Source organism: Polaromonas sp. P4_H1 (assembly GCF_056400945.1).
This window is the reverse complement of sequence record NZ_JBFUKG010000002.1, coordinates 422,544-446,736: the sequence shown is the minus strand read 5'-3', so window position 1 is coordinate 446,736 and position 24,193 is coordinate 422,544. Positions and strand designations below refer to the sequence as shown.

Annotated in this window: 21 protein-coding genes and 1 riboswitch; of the genes, 8 read left to right on the top strand and 13 right to left on the bottom strand. The window is 60.1% G+C overall.

Translation table 11 applies throughout. The features are described from left to right. Positions 1–92 precede the first annotated feature (92 nt). The 10 genes from tolA to ribD form a co-directional block, all read right to left on the bottom strand. Positions 93–983 (bottom strand): cell envelope integrity protein TolA, encoded by an 891-nt coding sequence (gene tolA, locus AC1DS5_RS04935; RefSeq protein WP_477717129.1) that lies wholly within the window; start codon positions 981–983, stop codon positions 93–95. Between the two features lie 68 nt (positions 984–1,051). After that, positions 1,052–1,486, bottom strand: a complete 435-nt coding sequence (locus AC1DS5_RS04930) for an ExbD/TolR family protein (protein WP_477717128.1) — start codon at positions 1,484–1,486, stop codon at positions 1,052–1,054. Positions 1,487–1,676: 190 nt separating this feature from the next. Then, positions 1,677–2,369: a protein TolQ gene (tolQ, locus tag AC1DS5_RS04925; RefSeq protein ID WP_477717127.1), complete on the bottom strand. Its 693-nt coding sequence runs from the start codon at positions 2,367–2,369 to the stop codon at positions 1,677–1,679. Between the two features lie 27 nt (positions 2,370–2,396). Next, positions 2,397–2,873, bottom strand: a complete 477-nt coding sequence (ybgC, locus tag AC1DS5_RS04920; protein ID WP_477717126.1) for a tol-pal system-associated acyl-CoA thioesterase — start codon at positions 2,871–2,873, stop codon at positions 2,397–2,399. Continuing rightward, complete coding sequence (locus AC1DS5_RS04915) at positions 2,870–4,066, bottom strand: pyridoxal phosphate-dependent aminotransferase (RefSeq protein WP_477717125.1); 1,197 nt, start codon at positions 4,064–4,066, stop codon at positions 2,870–2,872. The genes ybgC and AC1DS5_RS04915 overlap by 4 nt, the downstream gene beginning before the upstream one ends. Positions 4,067–4,090: 24 nt before the next feature. Next, positions 4,091–4,606: a transcription antitermination factor NusB gene (gene nusB / locus AC1DS5_RS04910; protein ID WP_041388839.1), complete on the bottom strand. Its 516-nt coding sequence runs from the start codon at positions 4,604–4,606 to the stop codon at positions 4,091–4,093. Positions 4,607–4,645: 39 nt separating this feature from the next. Beyond that, entirely contained in the window at positions 4,646–5,110 is a 465-nt protein-coding gene (gene ribH / locus AC1DS5_RS04905) for a 6,7-dimethyl-8-ribityllumazine synthase (protein ID WP_477717124.1), read from the bottom strand. A 41-nt stretch (positions 5,111–5,151) separates the two neighbouring features. Continuing rightward, complete coding sequence (gene ribBA / locus AC1DS5_RS04900; protein ID WP_477717123.1) at positions 5,152–6,255, bottom strand: bifunctional 3,4-dihydroxy-2-butanone-4-phosphate synthase/GTP cyclohydrolase II; 1,104 nt, start codon at positions 6,253–6,255, stop codon at positions 5,152–5,154. A 2-nt stretch (positions 6,256–6,257) separates the two neighbouring features. Beyond that, entirely contained in the window at positions 6,258–6,905 is a 648-nt protein-coding gene (locus AC1DS5_RS04895; protein WP_477717122.1) for a riboflavin synthase, read from the bottom strand. Positions 6,906–7,006: 101 nt separating this feature from the next. Then, a complete protein-coding gene (ribD, locus tag AC1DS5_RS04890) occupies positions 7,007–8,146 on the bottom strand; it encodes a bifunctional diaminohydroxyphosphoribosylaminopyrimidine deaminase/5-amino-6-(5-phosphoribosylamino)uracil reductase RibD (protein WP_477717229.1) in 1,140 nt (379 codons plus the stop codon). A gap of 147 nt (positions 8,147–8,293) precedes the next feature. Here ribD and AC1DS5_RS04885 point away from each other — a divergent pair, with 147 nt between their 5' ends. The 7 genes from AC1DS5_RS04885 to AC1DS5_RS04855 all read left to right on the top strand — a co-directional run bounded on the left by AC1DS5_RS04885 (position 8,294) and on the right by AC1DS5_RS04855 (position 16,387). Further along, positions 8,294–8,695 (top strand): type IV pilin protein, encoded by a 402-nt coding sequence (locus tag AC1DS5_RS04885; RefSeq protein ID WP_477717121.1) that lies wholly within the window; start codon positions 8,294–8,296, stop codon positions 8,693–8,695. A gap of 12 nt (positions 8,696–8,707) precedes the next feature. Then, positions 8,708–9,160, top strand: a complete 453-nt coding sequence (locus tag AC1DS5_RS04880) for a GspH/FimT family pseudopilin (protein ID WP_477717120.1) — start codon at positions 8,708–8,710, stop codon at positions 9,158–9,160. Next, positions 9,160–9,738: a type IV pilus modification protein PilV gene (gene pilV, locus AC1DS5_RS04875; RefSeq protein WP_477717119.1), complete on the top strand. Its 579-nt coding sequence runs from the start codon at positions 9,160–9,162 to the stop codon at positions 9,736–9,738. Before AC1DS5_RS04880 ends, pilV begins: the two co-directional genes overlap by 1 nt. A gap of 1 nt (position 9,739) precedes the next feature. Then, positions 9,740–10,837 carry a PilW family protein gene (locus AC1DS5_RS04870; protein WP_477717118.1) on the top strand — a complete coding sequence of 366 codons (1,098 nt, stop codon included), beginning with the start codon at positions 9,740–9,742 and terminating at the stop codon, positions 10,835–10,837. Then, on the top strand, positions 10,834–11,370 hold the full coding sequence (locus AC1DS5_RS04865; RefSeq protein WP_477717117.1) for a hypothetical protein: 537 nt from the start codon (positions 10,834–10,836) through the stop codon (positions 11,368–11,370). The genes AC1DS5_RS04870 and AC1DS5_RS04865 overlap by 4 nt, the downstream gene beginning before the upstream one ends. Before the next feature lie 18 nt (positions 11,371–11,388). Further along, the gene (locus AC1DS5_RS04860) at positions 11,389–15,648 is read left to right on the top strand and encodes a pilus assembly protein (RefSeq protein ID WP_477717116.1); all 4,260 of its coding nucleotides are present in this window, start codon (positions 11,389–11,391) and stop codon (positions 15,646–15,648) included. 181 nt (positions 15,649–15,829) lie between these two features. Further along, positions 15,830–16,387: a GspH/FimT family pseudopilin gene (locus tag AC1DS5_RS04855; protein WP_477717115.1), complete on the top strand. Its 558-nt coding sequence runs from the start codon at positions 15,830–15,832 to the stop codon at positions 16,385–16,387. A gap of 43 nt (positions 16,388–16,430) precedes the next feature. On the opposite strand, the gene nrdR is transcribed toward AC1DS5_RS04855, so the two are convergent. The 3 genes from nrdR to AC1DS5_RS04840 form a co-directional block, all read right to left on the bottom strand. Beyond that, positions 16,431–16,880, bottom strand: a complete 450-nt coding sequence (nrdR, locus tag AC1DS5_RS04850) for a transcriptional regulator NrdR (RefSeq protein WP_477717114.1) — start codon at positions 16,878–16,880, stop codon at positions 16,431–16,433. 27 nt (positions 16,881–16,907) lie between these two features. After that, complete coding sequence (glyA, locus tag AC1DS5_RS04845) at positions 16,908–18,152, bottom strand: serine hydroxymethyltransferase (RefSeq protein WP_477717113.1); 1,245 nt, start codon at positions 18,150–18,152, stop codon at positions 16,908–16,910. Between the two features lie 47 nt (positions 18,153–18,199). Further along, positions 18,200–18,331: riboswitch (ZMP/ZTP riboswitch) on the bottom strand. A 129-nt stretch (positions 18,332–18,460) separates the two neighbouring features. Beyond that, a complete protein-coding gene (locus AC1DS5_RS04840; RefSeq protein WP_477717228.1) occupies positions 18,461–19,324 on the bottom strand; it encodes a lytic transglycosylase domain-containing protein in 864 nt (287 codons plus the stop codon). Between the two features lie 740 nt (positions 19,325–20,064). Between AC1DS5_RS04840 and AC1DS5_RS04835 the strand changes: the two genes are divergently transcribed. Continuing rightward, positions 20,065–24,147 carry a DUF748 domain-containing protein gene (locus AC1DS5_RS04835; RefSeq protein WP_477717112.1) on the top strand — a complete coding sequence of 1,361 codons (4,083 nt, stop codon included), beginning with the start codon at positions 20,065–20,067 and terminating at the stop codon, positions 24,145–24,147. The last annotated feature ends 46 nt before the right edge of the window (positions 24,148–24,193 follow it).

Below are 24,193 nucleotides of genomic sequence, written 5' to 3'. Positions count from 1 at the left end.
AGCCGAACCGATGCAAGGACAGTAAGCTACTGTATTGATAGCGGTCGTCGGTCGTCGTACCGACATGCGGGCCTGTGCCAGGCCAGCGCATGCTAGCCCTTGGGCCTGAATTCCAGAATCATCGGAGTGGGAACCCGCCCGTCGTCGTCGCGCGGCAGGGTGCCGGTACGAATGATGGCTTTGATCACCGCCTCATCCCAAGCCTTGTTGCCGCTTGACTTGACCAGCCGCTGACCGAGGATGACGCCGTCGGGTGTGCTGCGCACTTCAACTTCGGCCGTGGGGTTGCCGGCAATATCTTCGGTGAACACCACATTGGGCAGGACCCTGGCCCTGACCTTTCCGGCGTACCCGGCAGACGGTCCGCTGGATTTTTGGCCTGAACCTTTGGCGTTGGCGTCACCCGTGGCGCCAGCCAGTCCCATCATGCGGTTCAGTGCATCCTGCCGTTGCTTTTGTGCCAGGGCTTCAGCCTGTTTTTTCTTCTCCAGGTCTTTGGCATCCTGCTTTTTGGCTTCAGTTTTCTGGGCTTCTTCAGCGGCTTTGCGCTTGGCCAGTTCTTCCTTGGCCTTTTGCTCTTTTTCTTTTTTGGCCTGCAGCTCGGCTTTCAGTTTTTCCTGCAGCTTCTGCGCCTTCAGCATCTCGGCTTCTTTTTGCTGCTGTAGCAACTTGCGTTTTTTCTCTTGCTCCAGGGCAATGTCCACATTCGGTGTGGGTGGAGCCACCCTGGCTTCCGGCGCTTTGGGCTCCGGTGGCGGCGGAGGTGGTGGCGGTGTTTCGACCAGCTTGGGCGCCGCCTCCTGCGGCACACTGGACCACAACTCGGCTTCAAACGAGGCGGCCCGGTCACTGCGTTTCCAGTGAACGCCCCAGGTCAGTGCGGCCATCAACAGGATGTGGGCAAGCAGTGCCAGGGCGAAAGCGCGCAAGTAGCCCGCATCGCGAGGCGGGCCAAACTCAAGGCGGTCTGCAGCGCTGGGCATGGTGAAGTTGGTGAGGATAGTGGAGATGGTGGATATGGTGAGGAGGGTAGGTTTGAGCCGGCTTGGGGTCAGTTGCTGGTTTGTACCGACAGGCCAACCCGCGACACACCGGCCTTCTGCAGGTTGTCCATGACCTGGACCACGGTTTCGTACTTGATGGACTTGTCGGCACTGATGACGACCGGGACCGCGTCTGCGCCTGCCGCCTGGACGGCCGGCTCCCGCTTCACGATGTCGGCGGCCACGTTGCGCACGTTGCTGGGCAGGGCGTCCGTCTTGATCCTGATCTGGACCTTCTCGTCCTTGCCGATCTCGATCTGCACCGGATTGGGCGGTTTGCTGCTGGCCTTGCCAACCTTGGGCAAGGCAATCATGCTGGGCGTGATCAGCGGTGCGGTCACCATGAAGATGATGAGCAGCACCAGCATGACGTCGATAAACGGCACCATGTTGATCTCGCTGATGGTGCGTCGGCCGCGGCCGCGGGAAGTGACAGCTGGCATGGCGATCTCCTAGGCGGACGGCCGCCGCGAAGGGCCGCCCCGAGATAAATTGGCCCCCGAGGGGCTGGAGCCTGCGGCTCCAATCCTGCTTGAGCAGGATTGGACAGGCGACAGAGGCGAAGCGTCTGGCGAGCCGCGGCCTGCAAGGCCTCGCGCATTACACGAAGTGAAAAGCGTGGGGGTCAACATTTCAGTGGCCCGAAGGCGACTGGGCGCCCAGGTTGCGCTGCAGGATGTTGGAAAACTCCTCGATGAAGGTTTCCAGCCGGTTCGCTACGCGGTCAATGTCATGGGCGAATCGGTTGTAGGCCACCACGGCTGGAATGGCAGCAAAAAGGCCGATGGCGGTGGCCACCAGTGCTTCGGCGATGCCGGGGGCTACCGTGGCCAGCGTGACATGCTCCAGGGCCGCCAGTCCGGTGAAGGCGTGCATGATGCCCCAGACCGTGCCGAAGAGGCCGACATAAGGGGAGACCGAGCCGACAGTTGCCAGAAACGACAGGTTGACTTCGATGGCATCGAGTTCGCGCTGGTAGCTGGCGCGCATTGCCCGGCGCGCGCCATCCAGCAGCGTGCCCGTGTCGGCGATGCGGCGCTCGCGCAGTTTCTGGTATTCACGCATGCCGCTGGCAAAAATACGCTCCATGGCACCCGAGTGCTTGGCGTTTTGCGCGGCCCCTGCAAACAAATCATTCAGGCTGGTGCCGGACCAGAACTCACGGTCGAAGTCGTCGTTGAGTTTCTGAACCTTTTTAAGCGCCACAATTTTCCTGAAAATCGCGGCCCAGCTGGCTATGGAAACGCCAACCAGCAGCGCCACTACCAGCTGGACGACCCAGCTGGCGTTGAGGATGAGGCTGACAATGGAGAGGTCTTGGTTCATGTTGAAGCTTTGCCCGGTTTTAAGCTGTCAGGAAAGGAAGCAGGAAATTATCGATTCGGGTATGCGCGCGGGCTTGAGGCTGGCGGCCTCGACCCAGCCAATCCTGATCGTGCCTTCACAAAGCAAGAGGGGCGATTGCCCGGCCGCCTGCTCTGTTTTCAATAGCGCCTGCTGTCTGATTATCAAAGACGCGCGGCCTGTTTCGACCATGCATGCCGTAACAATCAGTTCATCGTCGAGCCGGGCAGGGCGGTGGTAGCGGATCTGGGTGTCGCTCACCACAAACATGCCCCCCGTGCTGTCCTTCAGGCGCTGCTGTTCAATGCCCAGTGATCTGAGCCATTCCGTGCGCGAACGTTCAAAAAATTTCAGGTAGTTGGCGTAAAAAACGATGCCGCCGGCGTCGGTGTCTTCCCAGTACACCCTGAGCGGCCATTCGAAGACCTGTCGGAGCTGCGGTTGCCGCAACCCCTCGACAGGCTCGGGACGAACGAATGCGCTCATGCCAGCAAGGTCCTGAGCCGCGCCACTGCTTCCCGCAATTGCTCCATGGAGTTGGCGGTTGAGAAACGCACAAACTTTTCCGGTGCTGCCTGTCCGAAGTCGCGTCCGGGCGTGACGGCCAGATGCGCGCGCTTCATCAGCTCGAACGCGAGGTCCCAGCTGCCGCTGACGCCCAGTCGCGCGGCGGTTTCCGTGCAATCGGCATACGCATAGAACGCCCCGTCCGGCATGACCGGAACGCGCAGGCCCAGCCCGTTGAGTTCTGGAATGAAGTAGTCACGGCGCGCCTTGAATTCGGCGCGGCGGCGCTCGTATTCCAGCAGGCTGTCGGGCTCAAAGCAGGCCAGCGCGGCATGTTGCGCCACGGTGCTGGCGCAGATAAAGAGGTTTTGCGCAATGCGCTCCACGACGGGCGCCAGTGCCTCGGGCACCACCAGCCAGCCCAGCCGCCAGCCCGTCATGTTGAAGTATTTGCTGAAGCTGTTGATGCTGACCACACTTTGCCCCAGCTCGCCGGGCATGGCCAGCGCGGAATGCCCGAAGTGTTCTTCATAACTGAGGCCCAGATAGATCTCGTCAATCAGGGTCACGCCGCCCTGGCCATGCACAAACTCATGGATGCGCTGCAGTTCTTCAGGGGCAATGGAGGTGCCCGTCGGGTTGGAAGGCGAGGCCAGCAGCACGCCGCGGGTCTTGTCATTCCACGCCGCCTGTACCTTCTCGCGCGTGAGCTGAAATCGCTCCTCGGCTGTGGTTGGAATCAACACCGCATTGCCTTCCGCCGCGCTGACGAAATGCCGGTTGCACGGATAGCTCGGATCGGGCATCAGGATTTCATCCCCTACCTCGATGAGTGCCAGGCACGCCAGCTGCAGCGCCGCCGACGCACCCGCCGTAACGATGATGCGGCTGGGCGCCACCTGGACACCAAAGCGCGAGGCGTACCAGCCGCTGATGCGTTCGCGCAAAGCCGGCAAGCCCGTCGCCTGCGTGTACTGCGTGGTGCCCCGGGCGATGGCGCGTGCGGCTGCTTCCTGCACCAGCGGCGGGGCCGTGAAGTCCGGCTCGCCGATGTTCAGGAAGATCATGGGTTTGCCGCTGCCGGCAAATTCCTGGGCCAGCGCCGAGGCTGCCTTGGCAACCTCCATGACGTAAAACGGCTCAATCCGCTGAGCCCGCTGGGCGATTTTCACGGCAAGCCTTTCATGGTCAGCAATTTATTTTGTCTGGTCAGCGGCGACTTCGGCGGCGCGCAGGGAGGGCGCCATTTTATGCAGAACCCCGTTGACGTATTTGTGCCCGTCGGTGCCGCCAAACGCCTTGGCAAGTTCGATGCACTCGTTGATCACGACGCGGTAGGGAACGTCCAGGCACTGCCTGAATTCGTAAGCACCCATCCAGAGCACGGCATGTTCAACCGGTGAAATTTCGGCCATGGGCCGATCCAGCAGGGGGGTAATGACCGCGTCAAGGGCGCTGGCGCCCTCAATGCAGCCATGCAGCAGCGCATCGTAGTGCGCCGAGTCTGCCTTGTGGAAACCGACCAGGTCGCGGGTAAAGGCATCAATCGAGTCGGCGTCGTTACGGCCCACCAGGTGCTGGTACAGCGCCTGCAGGGCGAACTCGCGCGCTCGGGTGCGGGCCGATTTGTCGGCTGCTTTTTTGACACCCGTGTCGGTCAGGCCGGTGCGGATTTGGGGTGGTCGTTTGGGTTTGTTGAGGGGTTCAGCCATGAAGCGCCGGTTGGTAATAAATGTTTTCTGGAACTGGGCTTACGCAAGCTCGTCCAGCAGATTGGCCATTTCGACGGCAACGCGCGCCGCATCACGTCCTTTTTCAACCTGGCGCACCTCGGCCTGCGCCAGGTTCTCGGTTGTCAAAATCGCGTTGGCAATCGGTAACTGGTAGTCAAGCGCCAGGCGTGTCACGGCCGAGCCGCTTTCGTTGGCCACCAATTCAAAGTGATAGGTCTCACCGCGAATGATGCAGCCCAGGGCGATCAGGGCATCGTATTTGTCACTTTCGGCCATGGCCTGCAGCGCGCAAGGCACTTCGAGCGCGCCGGGAACCTTGACATGCTTGATGTTTTTTTCTTCCACGCCCAGGGCTGCAAGCTCCTGTTTGCAGGCTTTGGCGAGGGCATCGGTGACGCTTTCATTGAAGCGCGCCTGCACAATGCCAATGGAAAATTTCCTGCCGTCAAGCTTGTCAATCGAACCTTTTTCTGCACCAAACACAATGAGCTCCCTTGATTGAATTATTGAATGAAGTTATTGAATTACTGAGTGATGTAGCCGACGATCTCCAGGCCATAGCCGGTCATGCTGGGCATGCGGCGCGGGTTGCCCATGAGGTTCATTTTGTGCACGCCGCATTCGCGCAAGATCTGCGCGCCGATGCCGTAGGTGCGCAAGTCCATGCGGCCGCGTTCGGGTGCCTGGCTGGCACGGGCGGTGCCTTCAAACTGGGCCAGCAGCTGCGCCGCGCTTTCACCGCAGTTCAACAGCACGGCCACACCTTTGCCTTCCCTGGCGATATGGCTCAGGCTCTGGTCCAGGCTCCACGAATGCATGGAACGCTGGACCTCCAGCGCGTCGAGGACTGACAGTGGCTCATGCACCCGCGCGGCGACGGTATCGTCCGCCGACCACTGACCCCGGACAAGTGCCAGGTGCAGGCCCTGGCTGGGTTTATCCTTGAACGCATGTACGGTAAATTCGCCGAACGCGGTTTGCAGCGTGCGGTTGCCAATTTTCTCGATCAGCGACTCGTTGCGGCTGCGGTGCTCGATCAGGTCGGCAATGGTGCCAATCTTCAGCCCGTGTTCAGCGGCAAATAACAGCAGGTCCGGCAGGCGGGCCATGGTGCCGTCGTCCTTCATGATCTCGCAAATCACGGCGGCCGGTGAGCAGTCGGCCATGCTCGCCAGGTCACAGCCCGCCTCGGTGTGGCCAGCGCGCATCAGAACGCCGCCATCGACAGCCTGGAGCGGAAAGATGTGGCCGGGCTGCACCAAATCGCTGACCTTGGCGTTTTTGGCTACGGCGGCCTGTACCGTGCGAGCCCGGTCAGCGGCAGAAATACCCGTGGTGACGCCTTCGGCCGCTTCAATGGACACGGTAAAGGCCGTCGAATGCTTGGTGCCGTTACGGGTAGCCATGGGGGGTAATTGCAGTAACTCGCAGCGTTCGCGCGTCAGTGTCAGGCAAATCAGGCCACGACCGAAGCGGGCCATGAAGTTGATGGCCTCTGCGCTGACGTGGTCTGCTGCCAGAACGAGGTCGCCTTCGTTTTCGCGGTCTTCTTCATCGATCAGGATCACCATGCGGCCGGCGCGCATGTCGGCAACGATGTCTTCAACAGGGGAAATTACAGTGGTCATGGTCAGCTTTTTCGGGGTGAATGGGTGTCTTTGAGCATGCGTTCAACATAGCGCGCGATCAGGTCGATTTCCAGATTGACTTGGGAGCCCGGCGCCAGTTGGCCCAGTGCCGTGTTTTGAACGGTGTGGGGGATGAGGTTGATGCTGATTTCGCTGCCGCCGGCATCGTCGTCCGTCAGGTCCACGACACGGTTCACCGTCAGGCTTGCTCCATTGACGGTGATGGAGCCTTTGTAGGCCAGGTATTTGCTCAGTTCCCGGGGCGTGCGGATGCGCAGTTCCCAGCTTTCGCCGACCTGGGCAAAGTGCGTCACACGGCCAATGCCATCGACATGGCCGGAAACAATATGCCCACCGAGGCGGTCATTTGCGCGAAGGGCTTTTTCCAGGTTGATGATGCCGGTTTGGGTCAGGCCGCTGGTTTTGGCAAGGGATTCGGCGGAGACGTCGACGCAGAAGCGGTTGTTGGCGCTGTCCAGTGAAGTCGCGGTCATGCAGGCGCCGTTGAGGGCAATGCTGTCGCCCAGACCCACATCGTCGAGATAACCCGCGGGTGTTTCAATGGTCAGTTGCTTGCCATGGTCTGAAGAGCTGCCCAGGCTATGGATGGCGACGATGCGCCCCATGCCGGTGATGATTCCGGTAAACATCCCGCCATTTTCGCAGGGAATCGAGCCATTGCGCCCCGAAAGGGCACTAAAGGCCTGGAAAAGAGCGCCTGAACACCAGATTCCCGGGTATCTGCGCGGCGTTAGAACCGGTCCCGTCCCGCGACGCGGGCGAGTACACGCAAATCGACACCTACCCTCTCGGTGGAAAGAAATTCCAGCGGGATTCCGTCAGAAAGTTGTTGCAAGGGGCCAAAAGAAGCCATGCCATGGCCAGCGCCGAGCAGTTTCGGGGCCAGGTAGACCAGGAATTCGTCGATCAGCCCTTCCCGGAGCAGGGAGCCGTTGAGCTTGTGACCTGCCTCAACGTGCACCTCGTTGACTTCACGCTGCGCCAGATCGCGCAACATGGCGGCCAAGTCCACTTTGTCCGGCGTTCCGGTTTGCCGGCCGGGCAAATAGATCACGGTGGCTCCGCGCTCTTCCAATGCAGTCTTCCTGGCATCATCCGGCACGGCAGCATAGACATAAATCGTGCGGTTACCTGTGAAAAGATTGGCGTTCAATGGCAGTTGAAGCCGGCTGTCCACCACCACCAGATGGGGCTGGCGAGGCGTGGCAGCCAATCTGACATCCAGGCGCGGGTTGTCTTCAAGGACCGTGCCGATGCCGGTGAGGACGGCGCTGGCACGTGCGCGCCAGGCATGCCCGTCCGTGCGTGCCACTTCCGAGGTAATCCACTGGCTTGCGCCATTTTCCAGCGCTGTTTTGCCATCCAGCGATGCCGCAATCTTCATGCGTACCCAGGGGGTTTTGCGGATCATGCGGCTGAAAAATCCGATGTTGAGTTCCCGCGCTGCCAAAGCCACGGGATTATCCGGGTTGAGCACGCTCACTTCGATTCCCGCCTTCTGCATGCGCGCGATACCCTGTCCCGCCACCAGGGGATTAGGATCCTTCTGCGCCACCGCTACCCTGGCAATGCCGGCTTCAATCAATGCATCGCAGCATGGGGGGGTGCGGCCGTGGTGGGAGCATGGCTCCAGCGTGACGTAAGCGGTAGCGCCGCGCACATCGAAGCCCGCCGCACGCGCGGCCCGCAATGCCATGATTTCTGCATGCGCCTCCCCCACGCGCTGGGTATGGCCCTGTCCCAGTGTGCGGCCGTTGGTATCCACGATGATGCAGCCGACGCGGGGGTTTGGATCGCATGCCAGGGTGGCTTGCACGGCTTGCGCGGCGGCTTGCTGCATGGCAGTCTCTGAAGGAAAAGGAGTGGGCATAAACCTGTTTTTACCATTTGTCCGGATGGACCGACCATTTGTCTGCTGCTGCTGGCGGGCGATGGTGGGGCTGCGAATAATCCGGGCATGAAGGAAAAACTTTTGATGCGATGCTTCCGGCAAAGGGGCTTTACCCTGATAGAGCTCATGATCACTGTGGCCGTGATCGGCATTCTGGCTGCTGTGGCCTATCCTTCGTACACCCAGTACATCGTCAGGGCCAACCGCTCTGCGGCGCAGAGCTTCATGTTCGCTGTGGCCAACAAGCAGGAGCAGTACATGCTGGATCGCCGTTACTACGCGGGGGGAGCTACTGCGGTGACGGACTTGAGCATGACGGTGCCTGCGGATGTGTCAAGCAAATACACCATCACTGCCATCTGCACCATGCCCACGGCCGTCGGAAATTGCACGGCATTGGCAGGCATACCGACTTATGTCATCACCGGTACACCGATTGGCGCGCAGTTGACCAACGATACCAAGTGCGGCACCCTGACCCTCAACCAGTTGGGCGCCAAAACGCCTGGCACTTCCGGTTGCTGGTAAGAGGAACTCGCAATGCAATCCAGGTCCCGTGGCTTTACCCTGATCGAGTTGCTGGTGGTGGTCACCATCGCGGCCGTGATGTTGGGCTTGGGCATGCCTTCGTTCAAGAACTTTGTTGCCGGGCAGCGTGTGAAGACGGCGGCTTCGGATTTTTCAAGTGCCGCGGTCTATGCGCGTTCCGAGGCCATCAAGCGCAACGCAGAGGTCGGCGTGCTGGCTGCTGCAGGCGGCTGGAAGGACGGCTGGAGCGTCAAAACCGGTACCGTCACGCTGAATGTGCAGGCGGCCTATCCAGCGCTGACGATGACGAGCGCTGTCACCGAGATCGTTTATCTCGGCAGCGGCAGGCTGAAGGAGCAGGCGCTCGCGTCGAGCCTGCAAGTCGCGGGCGAGGGCGGCAGCCCGGCGCGCTGTGTGTCGTTCGATCTGAGCGGCTTACCCAAAAGCAGACTGGGAAATTGCTGATGAATCCTACCTTCAGGCAACGCCAATCCCAGCGGGGATTCGCCCTTATAGAGGTGCTTGTGACGCTGGTCATCCTGATGCTGGGTCTGCTGGGGCTGGTCGGCCTCATGGTGCAGAGCCAGCGGTCCCAGATGGAGTCCTATCAGCGTGTGCAGGCGCTCGTGGTGATCCAGGACATGGTGAATCGCATGAATACCAACCGCAAGGCCGCGGTTTGCTATGCGGTCACCACGGCGGCGAATGGGGCCCCTTTCTTGGGGACAGACTCTGCTGTGACGCCTACGTGTACCGTAGGAACGGCAGAACAACAGAGTCGAGCTGTTCAGGATTTGACGGAGTGGAATAACCTGTTGCTGGGAAGCGCCGAGAAGTCCGGTACAAGTGATGTGGGTGCCATGCTGGGTGCACGCGGGTGTGTCAGTGTTGTATCTCCCGGGGTGTACCAGGTCAGTGTCGTGTGGCAAGGTAACGGTAAAACAGTGGCGCCTGCGGGCGTGACCTGTGGTACGGGTCTCTATGGGGATGAGGCACAGCGCAGAGCGGTCACTGTCCCCCTTCAAATTACCAGTTTGAGTTGAGATGCCGCACATGAAACCGACCCCATTCCCGAATCCGCGTCCCCGTCCCTTGCAAGGGCGGCGCCATCAGCGGGGCATGACACTGATGGAGTGGATGGTCTCCATCACCATCGGTCTTATCCTGCTCACGGGCTTGGCGGCCTTGATCGCCCGGCAAAGCGGCACCCAGGCGGAACTTGAAAAATCGAGCCGGCAGATCGAGAACGGACGTTATGCCATGCAGCTTTTGCAGGATGACATTCAGCTCGCTGGCTACTATGGAGCGTTTTCCGCTGTGTCTACCCTGGCCGTCCCGGCCTCCCTGCCCAATCCCTGTCTGGTTGCGCCTGCCGACCTGACCAGTGCCGTGCCGTTTGCAATCCAGGGCTACGATTCCCCGGGGGCTTCTTTGCCCGCGGCATTTGCCGACTGCCCGTTGAATGCAGCGAATCACTTAAGTGGAACCGATATCCTGGTTCTGCGGCGCGCCGATCCTGAAGTGGTCACGGGGGCGCTGGTGCCGGGGCAGGTTTATCTGCAGGGCGGCTTGACCGCGTCCGGGCTTGAATTCGGCTATGTGGTGGACAAGGCAACCACCACATCGGTCGATACCGGGGTCTTCAACCTGAAACTGAAAGACGGCATTTCAACCGCCCCCCTTCGCAAGTACCTGGTGCATATTTATTTCGTAAGTCCCTGCAGCGTACCGGCTTCGGGTTCGAATTGTTCAGCCGCCAATACGGATGATGGCGGTGTGTCCGTGCCGACGCTCAAACGTCTGGAGCTATCCGTGCAGGGAGGTGTTTCGAAATTCCTGACGACTTCGCTGGTTGAAGGTATCGAGACGATGCAGGTTGATTATGGGTTCGACTCGACCGGTGACGGTGCCCCCGATAGTTATGCGAAGGATGCGGCGGCGGTGGCGGATTGGGCCAATGTGATGGCTGTGAGGCTTAACCTGCTGGCGCGCAACAATGAACGCTCAGCCGGTCATCAGGATACGAAAACCTACAACCTGGGCCTGGAAGGCACGACGGCTGCGACCAATGACGGTTTCAAGCGCCGGGTATTCAGTCAGTTGATCCGGGTGGTCAACCCGAGTTCACGGAGGGATCAATGAATTCCCCGAAAAACGAGAGGGGGGCCACCTTGCTGGTGAGCATGATCATGCTGGTGGTGCTCACCCTGCTGGTGGTGTTCAGCATCCGGTCCGGCAATATCAATCTTCGCATTGCCGGCAATATGCAGTCCCAGGCGGAAGCCGCTGCTGCGACCCAGCAAGTCATAGAACAGGTGATCGAGCAGATCAAGGGCACTGAAAACATCGCCCTGATCCCCGGGCAGTCGGTGGTGGTTCCCATGGGAGCAACAACTTATACGGTAAAGGTCGAACCCATCACCAAGTGTGCTGTGGAGATTCCCGTGCTTAATTCATCATTGGATCCGACCATCGCGAATGACATCCCCTGCTTTGAAAGCCTGGATGAGGACAAACCGATCAAGGTCGATGGCACGCTGGCGACCAAGCCCTCGGCTTGCAAGTTGCAGCAGTGGGACATCCAGGCGGGTGTGACAGATGGTGCTACGGGCACGAAAGTCACCCAGGTTCAGGGAATCGCCGTCCGGGTGCCGGCAACGGTGGATTGTCCATAAATTTGCACGGGTTATGCCATGAAAACTTTCCGAATTCTCCTCCTTTGCCTGTTGCTTGGCATGTCCTTATTCACCCAAGCCGAAGACATTGATATCTACAGCGACAATGCCGGCACGACAGGGGCGCCTAACGTACTGCTGGTGCTGGACAATGCGGCCAATTTTTCAGCCAGTGCCGGTAATTGCACCTATGTAGATGGTACGGCGCCATCTCTCAACGGGACGGCAGGTGGTATTGAGCAGTGCGCGATTTACAACGTGATATCAAGCTTGCCGGCGGGCTCGGTCAATATCGGCCTGATGGTCTATAACGCCAACAATATTCACGACATTAACAACGCCAATTGCGGTGGCTCGAATGGGGGATGTCTGGTCCAGCCGATCACGCCCATGACCGGCACTGCCAAGTCAAATTTCCTGGCCTGGATCAAGACCTGGAAAACCTCGGGAGGGGCGGGCGATGGTTATATCAAGGCTAACGGCGAGGCCACCGGGGCCACCATGCAGGAAGCCTGGGCCTACTATGCCGGCAACACCGGCCTGTCCGGGCGATCTTACGCGGGCATCCAGCCAACGGCGGGTTGCCAGAAGAACTTCGTCATCTTCATTGGCAATGCGTTCACTACCGCGGGCACGCCGGGCGACGGTGGCAGCACCAGCCCCATGAGTGCTTTGAATACCGCGCCTGGTGTCACGGCAGCCCAGAAGGTAAACATCACCATTCCTTCGGGGTCCTACGGAACCAGCGCTTTCAGCTGTGGCAACTACACCATGGGTACGCACTCGGATTCGTCAGGCCTGTACGCGGACGAGTGGGCGCGCTACATGTACCAGACCGATATTTACGGCGGATTTTCCGGCAATCAGGGCATCACGACCTACACCGTGGGACTGCTTGGATCGAGCTGCAAGCCCGATTTTCCGGCCCTCCTGAGCAGCATGGCCAAGTATGGTGGCGGGAAGTACTTTGCCACGTCGAGCTATGACGAAATCACAACCGCCATCCAGAAAATCCTCAATGAAGTTCAGGCAGTCAACAGCGTGTTCTCGGCAGCCAGCCTGCCGGTCAGCGTTAATGCACAAGGCACGTATCTGAACCAGATCTTTCTGGGCATGTTCCGTCCTGACGCGAGCGCCAGTCCGCGCTGGCTGGGCAATCTGAAGCAGTACCAGTTCATACTGGAGTACCCGGATCCCAGCAATCCCGATCCGAACAAGGCCACACTCAGGCTGGGCGACGCCAATGGTAATCCCGCTATCAGCGCGGCGGGAACCGGCTTCATCACGTCGGACGCGGTCAGTTACTGGACTCAAAAAAATACCGCAACAGCACCCGATTCGACGGGTGGCTTCTTCATCAATGATCAGCGTGGCGCTGGTCTGGCCTTCGATTCGCCTGATGGTGAACTGGTCGAAAAGGGAGGCGCGGCGCAGCAATCGCGCCTGAGCAACCTGACGGTGAATTACAACAGCACACCGTCTTCCCCCCGCAAGCTTTACACGTACTGCCCTGCCGGTTCGGGATGCAATGTGAGCTTGTCAGACAGCAGCAACGCATTTGCAACGACCAACAGCGCCATTACCGACGTCATGTTGAGTTCATCTTCGGGTTTTGCTGTGTCCTCCATTGTGAGAGGCGGCACGGTTGCTACGGTCACAACCGGCTCGAATCATGGTTTCACCACGGGCGATTCCGTCACCATCAGCGGCGCCAACCAGACGGAATACAACGGCAAGAAGGACCTGATTACCGTACTGAGCCCCACCTCCTTTAGTTTCACCGTCGCGGAATACCCGCCCAGCCCGGCAACTGGCGCCTTCACGGCCTCAACCCCGGGCACTCCGCAGGCGGTGAGTTCCATCACACGCACCGGTACCGTGGCAACCGTGACCCTGCCGGGGCACGGTTATTTCCAGGGGCAATCCGTGACCATCACCGGGGCTGCGCAGACCCAGTACAACGGAACCTTCGCGATCACGCTGATCGATGCGAATTCTTTTTCCTACCCTGTCGTGGAGGGGCCTGCATCGCCTGCGGGAGGCGGCACAGCGACGGTCGGAAGCACCAGCCGCACGATCGAGGCTTACAACAGCAATCCAACCCCGGGCGTGGTGCGTGTCGCAGGCAGCACCACGGTCACGGTGACCACCACGTCGAACCATGGTTTTTCGACTGGAAACGTTGTGACCATCGCCGAAGTGCGTGACACGACGGGCGCACTGATTCCGGAATACAACATCGGTCCGGTGAGCTTGACGAAAACAGGAAATAAATCGTTCACCTATACGATTTCAGCTACGACTCCTACGACTCCGGCAACCGGAACCATCAAAGCCGACGGCAGCACATCGCCGAAAACGATTTCCAGCCTGACACGCAGCGGAACAGTGGTCACCGCGACGGCTGCCGGGCATGGTTTCGTCAATGGCGAGACGGTAAGCATCGGCGGCACGGCGGGCACCAATGAAGGAGGCTACATTGGCAGCTTTGTAATATCCGGTGTTACGGCCAACACCTTTAATTACAGCGTGGTGACAACACCTGCCTCACCAGCGACGGGAACGATCATCGTCCAAAAGAGTGGCATCAGCGACCGCACGGCCCTGATCAACTGGGTGCGCGGTGAAGACAATTTCGGTGACGAAGCCAGTCCCGGCAGCGGGTACACGGTCCGCCCGTCCATTCACGGCGACGTGTTGCATTCACGACCGGTCGTGATCAATTATGGAGACACCCGAGGCATTGTGGTTTATTACGGGGCCAATGATGGCGTGTTCCGTGCCGTGAATGGCAGCCAGACGGGCTCCATAGGTTCCGTTCCTGCCGGCGGCGAATTGTGGGGTTTGGTATTGCCTGATTTTTTCGGCAAACTCAATCGCCAGCGGGTCAACAGTCCGGAGTTGAAGCTGCCATCTACCGTGCTTCCCAGTGCCCAGCCCAAAGATTATTTTGTTGACGGCTCAATGGGTGTTTTTCAGCAGCTCAAGGCTGACGGAACCATCGACAAGGCCTACATTTACCTGACCATGCGCAGGGGCGGGCGTTTCATTTATGCCCTGGATGTGACGGAGCCGACCAACCCGAAATTCATGTGGAAAATCAGCTCTACGGATGCCGGGTTTGATGAGCTTGGGCAGACTTGGTCGCGCCCCCGGGTGACGCTGGTCAATGGTTATGCAAACCCCGTGCTGGTGTTTGGCGCCGGCTATGACCCGGCCGAGGATGCCGAGCCACCTACTGCCGACACGATGGGGCGTGGTATTTTCGTGGTGGATGCGGTTACCGGCGTGCGGGTGTGGAAAGCGGTCTACACAGCGGGCGCATCGTCCTGCAGCGGTACCAGCACCCAGGCAACATGCGCAGTGTCCGGCATGAACTGGGCCATTCCGGCGGACATCAGTTTTGTAGACCGCGATAACGACGGAAAGACGGATCGTTTTTACGCTGCGGATGTGGGCGGCAATGTTTGGCGTGTGGACCTGGAACCTGCGGCGGGCAGAACCCCTGACAAGTGGCAGGTCACCAAGCTCGCCGCTCTGGGTTGCGCCACGGGCACCTGCGCGATTGGCACAACGCCGCGTAAATTTTTCTTTCCTCCCAATGTTGTGTCAATCGGCGCCACAGGAGCGACCGGTTCTTACGATGAAATCCTCTTGGGATCGGGGGACCGGGAGCATCCGCTCATAAGCACGGCGACAGGCTCTGCCTACAACGTGGTGAACCGTTTTTACATGCTCAAGGACACCAAGACTGGCAAGGATGCCAATGCCTCACCTGCAAGTACCGTCATTACGGAGGCGGCTTTGTTCGATGCGAGCTCCGTGGCTTATGCGGGCACCGACAAAGGCTTTTTTGTTACCCTTCTTTTCACGGATGAAGATGGCAATTTGCTACGGGGTGAGAAGTCCGTGAATGCGCCCACCACGGTCAGGGGAACGACATTTTTTGGGACCAACGCACCCAAGTTGCCGAGTGCAACATCATGCGTGTCGAACTTGGGCGTCGCCAGGGGTTATGCCTTGAATCCATTTACCGGGGCACTCAGTTTCACGGAGTACGACGGTGGCGGCTTGCCGCCCAGTCCGACGACGGGCATCGTCACGATTCAGACTGCCAATGGACCCGTGAAGAAGACCTTTTGCGTGGGCTGCGGCGGCGGTGGTGGCGGCGGAGGCGGCGGCGGCGGCGGTGGGGATTGCAAATCAGCACTGGGGGTGTGCGATCAGACCAAGCCAGTACCCAAGAACGCGCGCCGGACCTACTGGTACAAGCAATAAGGCCTGCCTGATTGGTGCCACGCTTGTTGTTGGGTTGTGGTTAATGCCCCGGACTTATCCTCCAAATGCAGGATGGTAACTTCTTGATACTTTAGATACGATTTCGGCCATACCCTGTCTCGCCCTTGAGGTAGGAACTGGCCGGCTCAAGACCGGTCTCAACTATCGGGTGGAGGCGGGTTTGAGCAAGCATGGACGTTCCAGGTCTGGCGGCGTCACTTTGATCGAGTTGCTGGTGCTGCTGACGATTGTGGCGATAGTTCAAACGTTGGCGGCTCCGGCCCTGTCGGGGTTTGTCGATTCCATGAGGTTAACTGCGGGGATCAATACACTGTTCTCCAGTGTTCACTTCGCACGCAGTGAGGCGGTCAAGCGTAGTGCCCGGGTTGTACTATGCAAGTCGGCCACGGGTAACGGCTGTACCAGCACGGGTGGATGGGAGCAGGGGTGGATCGTTTTCCACGATGCCAACAACAACGCCTCGCTGGATGCGGGAGAAATACGGCTGTTATGGGAGCAGGCCTTGCCTCACCGATTACGGCTCGCAGGCAACAGCCAGGTCGCCAGTTATGTGTCCTACACCTCCGCGGGGACTACAGGCCTCACGTCGGGCGCATTTCAGGCCGGTACCTTCACACTTTGCCTGCAGTCATCTACTCCTGTGGAAGCCCGGCAGATGGTTATCAGCAGTGCAGGGCGATCCCGTACAACGAAGGCAATGGTGAGTCAGTGCCTTTGAGTCCATTAGACCTCAGGTCATCCAAGGCAGAAACACCTTGCGCCTAGCGCCTCACCTCATCCACCAGTGTCTTGAATTCATCAATGTCTTCAAAGCTGCGGTACACGCTGGCAAAGCGGATGTAGGCTACCTTGTCGAGTTTCTTCAGCTCCCGCATGACCAGCTCGCCGAGGCGGTTGGAGGCGACTTCCCGAACGCCCAGGCTGAGAAGTTTTTCTTCAATCCGCTCGATGGCTGAGTCGATTTGCTCTGTGCTCACCGGCCGCTTGCGCAGCGCCAGGTTCATGGAGCCCAGGATTTTGCCGCGCTTGTATTCAATGCGGCGTCCATCTTTTTTGACAATCGCCGGAAAATTGACGTCTGGCCGCTCGTAGGTCGTGAAGCGCTTTTCACACGCGCCGCACTGGCGGCGGCGGCGTATGAAATCTGCATCTTCCGACACCCGCGTTTCCACCACCTGGGTCTCAAGGTTGCCGCAGAAGGGGCATTTCATCGGTTTGCCAAGACGTCGACGTGCGCTTCAGCGGTAAACAGGGAAGCGGCTGGTCAGGGCATTGACCTTGGCGCGAACCGCTTCGATATTGGCGGCATCGCGGGGGTTGTCCAGCACATCTGCAATCAGGTTGGCCGTGATGCGCGCCTCTTCGTCCTTGAAGCCGCGCGTGGTCATCGCTGGCGTACCGATGCGCACGCCACTGGTGACCATCGGCTTTTCCGGGTCATTCGGAATCGCGTTTTTATTGATGGTCATGTGGGCGCTTCCCAGTACGGCTTCAGCTTCCTTGCCGGTGATTCCCTTGGCGCGCAGGTCGACCAGCATCACGTGGCTCTCTGTTCTGCCGCTGACAATACGCAAACCGCGTTGCGTTAGCGTTTCGGCCACGATGCGCGCGTTCGTCAGCACCTGCTGCTGATACGTCTTGAATTCGGGGGAAAGCGCTTCCTTGAAAGCCACCGCCTTGGCGGCAATCACGTGCATCAGCGGGCCACCCTGCAGGCCGGGGAAGATCGCGCTGTTGATGGCTTTCTCGTGCTCGGCTTTCATCAGGATGATGCCGCCGCGCGGGCCGCGCAGGCTCTTGTGCGTGGTGGACGTCACGACGTCGGCGTGCGGCACCGGGTTCGGGTATACGCCTGCAGCAACCAGGCCCGCGTAGTGCGCAATGTCGACCATGAAGATGGCGCCTACGGCTTTGGCGACTTTGGCAAAACGCTCGAAATCGATGCGCAGGCTGTAGGCCGAGGCGCCGGCGATGATGAGCTTGGGGCGGGTCTCGTGCGCCTTGCGCTCCATCGCGTCGTAGTCGATCTCTTCCTTGTCGTTGAGTCCGTATGAGACAACGTTAAACCACTTGCCGCTCATGTTGAGTGCCATGCCGTGGGTCAGGTGACCGCCTTCGGCCAGGCTCATTCCCATGATGGTGTCGCCGGGCTTCAGAAAGGCAAGAAACACCGCCTCATTGGCGGAGGCACCGCAATGCGGCTGCACATTGGCGGCATCCGCGCCAAAAATCTGCTTGATGCGGTCAATCGCCAGCTGCTCCGCCACGTCCACATACTCGCAACCACCGTAATAACGGCGGCCGGGGTAGCCTTCGGCGTATTTATTGGTGAGCTGCGAGCCTTGGGCGGCCATGACGGCGGGCGAGGCGTAGTTCTCGCTGGCAATCAGCTCGATGTGGTGTTCCTGCCGGGCGTTTTCAGCCTGGATGGCAGCGAAAATTTCGGGGTCGGTCTGTTCGACCAGAATATTGCGATGGTACATGGCAGTCCTTCAAGACTTTGATCCTTGTCCTTGGGTAGCAAGGAAACAAGGGCTGCCCAGGCGAACGGCTGAACGCTGTGGCCAAACGGCTTTGAGCGGTGCGCTTCCCAGTGGTGTCCCCACGTCAGCATCAATGGCCGGCAAGACCATGATACCTATCGCCAGTCGCGCACCTCGCTAGTGTAACTGAGGCCGGGCGTTCGGGGGCAGGCGTGGGTTCAAAAGTAAAAAGCCGGGGAGAAGCCCGGCATGGAAGGAGCGTGCGCCGAACCACCCGCAAAGGTCTGGCGGCCAGCAAGAAGAGGGGCTCAGGACCGGCTGAGGAGCGCTACTTTCTCAGGCGTTTTGCTGCCGTCGCCAGCATCTACCGCGCCGGGTTTTGCCGGCAACGAGGCTGGCATGGGGCGCGCAGGCGCCGGGGAAGCAAAGAACGGCGAGGGCAAAAGGCGCTTGCTCCCCACCACCGCCAGCAGGCGGGCGTGCTCGGCCATGACTTTCCCGGCGTAACCGCCGTCATCTTCCATGTTCGCCGCACCCACGTAATACTTCAGGCCACCCTCGATCGAGCCGGCCCTGGCAATGCACTCCTGCAGCACCTTGACCCCGACGCGAAGGTTGGTAACCGGGTCAAACGCCGCCAGTTTGCCGCCAAAGTTTTCATACTTGTCGTGATGCACCTTGGTCATCACCTGCATCAAACCCTGTGCGCCGACCGGGCTTTGGGCAAAAGGGTTGAAACCCGACTCGATCGCCATGATGGCCAGAATCAGGGTGGGGTCAAGCTTGGCCTTCTGGCCAATCTCAAACGCCTCCGACACCAGAACGCTCAGGGGCTCCGCCGCCACGCCGTATTTTTTACTCAACCAGTAAGCCACTGCCGCCTGTTGGGACGGCAGGTCTTTCGGGTTGGATGCGGTGGCCCGGTCAATGGCGGCGGGCTCGGTAAAGCCGATCGCTTCCTCCTGGCGCTCCTGCAGCCAGGTGATGAGTTCGGATTCACCGGCCTGACGCAGATCGGGCCGGGCAACAAGCGTAATCACCGCGAACACAACGGCCAGCCCCAGCAGGGCAAAGCTGTTGTGGATGATCTCGAAAAAGCCTTGGGCAATGTCGTCAGCAATATTTGAAACACTGCTGCGTGCACTTTTGAAGTGCGCCTCAAGGTACGGCATCAAGCCATGGTTTCCTAGCGCTGTCATAGCACTCCTTTCTACGCCTGCAAAGGCGCGGGGGCCATGCAGACTTTGATTGGGTCGCCATCAAACCAAGGCTTGGCCTTGCGGGTGTTGACCCTCGTTTGACGTTGCCGGGATCGGCAGCGGATTCGGGTTGCCCCTAGGTGGTTTTGGGAGCAAGCCGAATTTTAGTGGCCGCTTTAATAACCTGTCAAGAATAACAAAGTGGTTTGATATGCATTTTTGTGAGATTAGACCCTGCTTTTTATCGAAAAATGGCCAAAGAGCGAGCTGTAGCGCTGCCTTTTAAAGAACCGCCCCAGTTAAATTTACTTACTCAAATTTCACTGTCATCCAAAATCCCGTGTGTCTGCCAGATAGCTTCTCATTGCAGGCGCAGGGCTCCCCCGGCGCTGCCTCAAGAAAACGGCAATCACTCCTGTGCCGACGATTGAAAATTTGGACTTGCCCCCGGCCTGTCGAGGGTTTAACCTCTAATTGCCTGATTAATTCAGGCTCCCGCTGGGTAACCAACCCCGGTAAAACTGGAAGCAATCACTTGCTTCTATCGCACTGTGAGACGATTACTCTCTCCTTTTGCGAAGACCGACGGCATGAGCATTACGCCCGCCGTCAACCCCGGTCAGTCAAGCTGGTCGGGGTTTTTCGTTTTGAATCACCACTTTTTTCAAATAAATCATTGACCTTTTGGCCCGGCCATAAAAAACTCGGGTCTTATGCCAAGCAATGAATTGAAGAACAAGTGGTGGGAGAGGGGACGGAAATTTCAGGCCAAGGTCGGCGTTTGGGTCCGGTCACCGTCGTGGCGGCGCCGTGCGAGCTGGGCTTTCGGGGGGCTGTTGCTGTTGTGGGTGCTGGCCTATGCGGTGGTCCCCGTCATCCTGACATCGCAACTGGAAAAAATTGCCTCTGAAAAGCTGGGTCGCCGGGTGACCGTGGGACAAGTGGACTTCAAGCCGTGGTCGCTGGAGCTGACACTCAATGACCTCGTCATCGCAAAAACCAGCCGCGCCGGCGCCACTACACCGGGTGCAGCCGGGAGCGCCCAGGCCGGCGCAGCGGCTCAGCTCACGATCAAGCGTATCTATATAGATGCGGAACTCGAGTCCCTGCTGCGGCTGGCACCGGTGGCCGATGCGATCGTGGTGCAGGAACCCGTGGCTTCGCTGACTTATCTTGGGGAAGGGCGTTACGACATTGACGACATCCTGGACCGTTTCAAGGCCTCCGCAGGCGAGGTGCCTGGCGAGCCGCCGCGGTTTGCCCTCTACAACCTGGAGCTCAATGGCGGTCAACTGGACTTTATCGACCAGTCGGTGAGCAAGACCCACGTGCTGCGGGACCTGCAACTCACCGTGCCTTTTTTGAGCAACCTGAAGTCCCAGCGCGAGATCAAAACCACGCCGCACCTGGCTTTCCGGCTCAATGGCAGCAGTTTCGACACGGCGGCCGTCGGTACGCCCTTTGCACAGACCCGCAAGACCGACGCCAGCGTCACGCTTAGCGGCTTTGACCTGAGCCCCTACCTGGCTTACTGGCCAGCCAGCCTGCCGTTCCGGCTGCAAAGCGCGGTGCTGCATGCCGATGCCAAGGTGGCGTTCGAGCAGACGCCGGATGCCGTAGTCAGGATATCAGGAACGGCCACGGCAGAGAAAGTTCGCCTGCTGACTGTTCCAAGCCCCGCCCTGCCGGAGGCTTCATCGTCAAGCCGGGACTTCCTGTCCTTCGATCGGCTGCAGATCAGCATGGACGACGTGCGCCCGCTGGAGCAATTCGTCAAACTCTCTGCGGTGGAGCTCGCCGCGCCTACGCTGCAGATCACGCGGGACCGGGCTGGGCGCCTGAATGTGCTGCCTTCCAGTGGACAAAGCGCTACAAAAAACATAGCTGCCGACGGCCAAAAACCGGGAGCAAACCCGCCAAACGATGTCCAACCAAAGGCCGCGGTCAGCGCACCGGTGATCCCGCCCGCTGCAGCGGTTTCCACGGCGGCGACGCCCTGGAAAGTGCAGGTGGGCAAGGTCACCGTGCGCGGTGGTGCACTGAACTGGCTGGATGAAACCCTGAGCTCGCCTGCCCAGATCCGGCTGGCTGGCATCGCACTGGACGCGTCGGCCATTGCCGTGCCGTTTGCTGCCGGCGCACCCTTGCAGTTCAACGGATCGATAGGGCTGGATCAGTCCGTCCAGGAGCCGCCCGCTGCAGCGGCAGGTGCCAACGCAAGCGCACAGACAAAGGCGAAGGCGGCCGGGGTTTCTGCGAAAGCCACCGCGCCCGAGCCGGCCGCCACCCCGGCGTTGTTGACCTTCAGCGGAACGGCCACTGACCAGGCGGCCCAAGTCACGTCCACAGTGGCTGCCTGGCCGCTCAACATGGCAGCCAAGTACGTTGGCGAGTTTTTGCTTCCGGCGTTGAATGGTCAACTCGATGCCCAACTGGGCGTGACGTGGCAGGCCGCTAGCGGCGACAAGGGCCAGGCGCTGCAGGTCACGGCCCCGCAGATCGCCGTCAGCGACGTGGTGCTGGCGCAAGGCAAAACTTCGCTGGTGTCCATCAAGCGTGTGGACCTGTTTGAGGTGGGCATCGATGTGGCCGGCCAGACCTTCAAATCCGCCAAAATGCAGCTGACCCAACCCAGGGCGAAGATCGACCGCGACAGCGACAAACGCTGGATGTACGAGCGCTGGATGGTGAGCCACAGCACGCCATCGCCATCGTCGCCGTCAGCGCCTGTCGCCACCAAAGCAGACGCGCCTTCCTGGGCGGTGGCCATTAACGAGGTGCTGCTCGATGGTGGCGCCATATCGTTTTCCGACAAGGCCGGCGCCAAACCGGTCGCGTTTGAGGTTTCGGCGGCCAGGGCTCAGCTGGGCGGGCTGGTGCTTGATGACCGGCCTTCGGCCAGGGCGCAAGCGGCCAAGCCCATGCCGCTCACCGCCTCTTTGCGTCTGGCTGCCGGGCATTTTGAACCCGGCAAGCTTGACTTCAAGGGCAGTGTGGGTCTCGTGCCGCTGCAGGCACAGGGCCAGCTGGTGGTGGACCGGCTGCCGGCGCAGGCGTTTGAACCTTACTTTGCCGACACGCTCAACATCGAACTGCTGCGCGCCGACGCCAGCTTCAAGGGCCGCGTGGCCTACCGCCAGACCCCGGCCGGGCCGCAGGCCCAGATTGCCGGCGATGTGGCGCTGGAAGAGTTCAAGGCCAATACGCTGGCACCCAGTGAAGACTTGCTGGCCTGGAAGGCGCTGAACCTGCGCGGCCTGAATGTGGCGCTGGATCCGGCCAAGGCCACGCGGGTGGACGTGAAGGAAACCGTGTTGACCGACTTCTTCGCCCGCGTGATCGTCACCTCCGAGGGCCGCATCAACCTGCAGGACCTGCTCAAGCCGGCCACGTCTGCCAGCACCGCGGGGGGCACGGCAACGGTCGCTGCTTTCACGCCTGCATCTCAAGCGGCTACCAAAACCATAGCTGGTGGTGTCCGTCAAACAGAGGCTGTAGCGCCAAAAGGCTTGCAAACCGTAGCGCAATCGCCTGCTTCGACCCCTCCCGTAGCCAGCCCCGGCCCGCCTCCGGCAGTGAGTTTTGGCCCCATGAGCCTGGTCAACGGCAAGGTGCTGTTTTCGGACCGTTTTGTCAAACCCAACTATTCGGCCAACCTGAGCGACCTGACCGGCAAGCTCAGCGCGTTCTCCTCGGTATCCCCGGCGGTGCCATCCACGCCGGGCAGCGGCACAGCTACGACGCCCAACATGGCCGACCTGGAGTTGCGAGGTCGGGCCGAGGGCACGGCGTCGCTGGAGATTTTGGGTAAGCTCAATCCGCTGGCCAAGCCGCTCGCGCTTGACATCACCGGCAAGGTGCGCGACCTGGAACTGCCGCCGCTCTCGCCCTATGCCGTCAAATACGCCGGTTACGGCATCAACCGCGGCAAGCTCAGTATGGACGTGAACTACGTGGTGCTGCCTGACGGGCGGCTCATCGCCACCAACAAGCTCATCCTCAACCAGCTCAGTTTTGGTGACAAGGTCGAGGGTTCCACCGCCAGCCTGCCGGTCAAGCTGGCGGTAGCGCTGCTGGCCGACCGCAATGGCGTGATTGACCTGGACTTGCCCATCAGCGGCTCGTTGAACGACCCGCAGTTCAGCCTCGGCCCCATCATCGTCAAGGTCATTGTCAATGTGATCGTCAAGGCGATTACCGCACCGTTCAGCCTGCTGGCCAGTGCGCTGGGTGGTGGCGGGGACGAGTTGAGTACCGTCAGTTTCAAGGCCGGCAGCGCCCAGCTGGGGCCAGAAGCCAGGGCAGGGCTCGACAAGGTGGCCAAGGCGCTGGCGGATAGACCCGCCCTCAAGCTCACGGTAGTTGGCACCAGCAGTTTGGAGGCCGAACGTGAGGGTTTCAAGCGCGAGCGGCTTGATGAACTGGTAGGGGCCGAAAAGCGCCGCAGCACAGTCAAAGAGGGCGGTACCGCCGGGGCCGCGGTCAGCATCAGCGCCGCCGAGTACCCCGCCTTGCTCAAGGAGGTGTACAAACGCGCGGACATGCCCAAACCGCGCAACCTCATTGGCCTGGCCAAAGAGCTGCCTGTGCCCGAGATGGAAAAACTGCTGCTGGCCGCCATCAATGTGAGCGATGACGCCATGCGCGAGCTGGCGGTGCAGCGCGGCATGGCAGTCAAGGACTACCTCGCCACCCGAAACCTGCCACCTGATCGCCTCTTTCTGGGGGCCGCCAAAGCGGTGCCGCCAGAGGCCAAATGGACGCCACGCGCCGAACTTAATTTGGCGATGCCCTAAAAACAGCGAAAATACGCGCAGTGCTTTATTTTTTAAAGCGTGAGGG

Coding starts and splice junctions, on each gene's coding strand:
- tolA (WP_477717129.1), bottom strand. CDS start 983: ATGCCCAGCGCTGCAGACCGCCTTGAGTTTGGCCCGCCTCGCGATGCG.
- AC1DS5_RS04930 (WP_477717128.1), bottom strand. CDS start 1,486: ATGCCAGCTGTCACTTCCCGCGGCCGCGGCCGACGCACCATCAGCGAG.
- tolQ (WP_477717127.1), bottom strand. CDS start 2,369: ATGAACCAAGACCTCTCCATTGTCAGCCTCATCCTCAACGCCAGCTGG.
- ybgC (WP_477717126.1), bottom strand. CDS start 2,873: ATGAGCGCATTCGTTCGTCCCGAGCCTGTCGAGGGGTTGCGGCAACCG.
- nusB (WP_041388839.1), bottom strand. CDS start 4,606: ATGGCTGAACCCCTCAACAAACCCAAACGACCACCCCAAATCCGCACC.
- ribBA (WP_477717123.1), bottom strand. CDS start 6,255: ATGACCACTGTAATTTCCCCTGTTGAAGACATCGTTGCCGACATGCGC.
- AC1DS5_RS04895 (WP_477717122.1), bottom strand. CDS start 6,905: ATGTTTACCGGAATCATCACCGGCATGGGGCGCATCGTCGCCATCCAT.
- ribD (WP_477717229.1), bottom strand. CDS start 8,146: ATGCCCACTCCTTTTCCTTCAGAGACTGCCATGCAGCAAGCCGCCGCG.
- AC1DS5_RS04885 (WP_477717121.1), top strand. CDS start 8,294: ATGATCACTGTGGCCGTGATCGGCATTCTGGCTGCTGTGGCCTATCCT.
- AC1DS5_RS04880 (WP_477717120.1), top strand. CDS start 8,708: ATGCAATCCAGGTCCCGTGGCTTTACCCTGATCGAGTTGCTGGTGGTG.
- pilV (WP_477717119.1), top strand. CDS start 9,160: ATGAATCCTACCTTCAGGCAACGCCAATCCCAGCGGGGATTCGCCCTT.
- AC1DS5_RS04870 (WP_477717118.1), top strand. CDS start 9,740: ATGCCGCACATGAAACCGACCCCATTCCCGAATCCGCGTCCCCGTCCC.
- AC1DS5_RS04865 (WP_477717117.1), top strand. CDS start 10,834: ATGAATTCCCCGAAAAACGAGAGGGGGGCCACCTTGCTGGTGAGCATG.
- AC1DS5_RS04860 (WP_477717116.1), top strand. CDS start 11,389: ATGAAAACTTTCCGAATTCTCCTCCTTTGCCTGTTGCTTGGCATGTCC.
- nrdR (WP_477717114.1), bottom strand. CDS start 16,880: ATGAAATGCCCCTTCTGCGGCAACCTTGAGACCCAGGTGGTGGAAACG.
- glyA (WP_477717113.1), bottom strand. CDS start 18,152: ATGTACCATCGCAATATTCTGGTCGAACAGACCGACCCCGAAATTTTC.
- AC1DS5_RS04840 (WP_477717228.1), bottom strand. CDS start 19,324: ATGCCGTACCTTGAGGCGCACTTCAAAAGTGCACGCAGCAGTGTTTCA.
- AC1DS5_RS04835 (WP_477717112.1), top strand. CDS start 20,065: ATGCCAAGCAATGAATTGAAGAACAAGTGGTGGGAGAGGGGACGGAAA.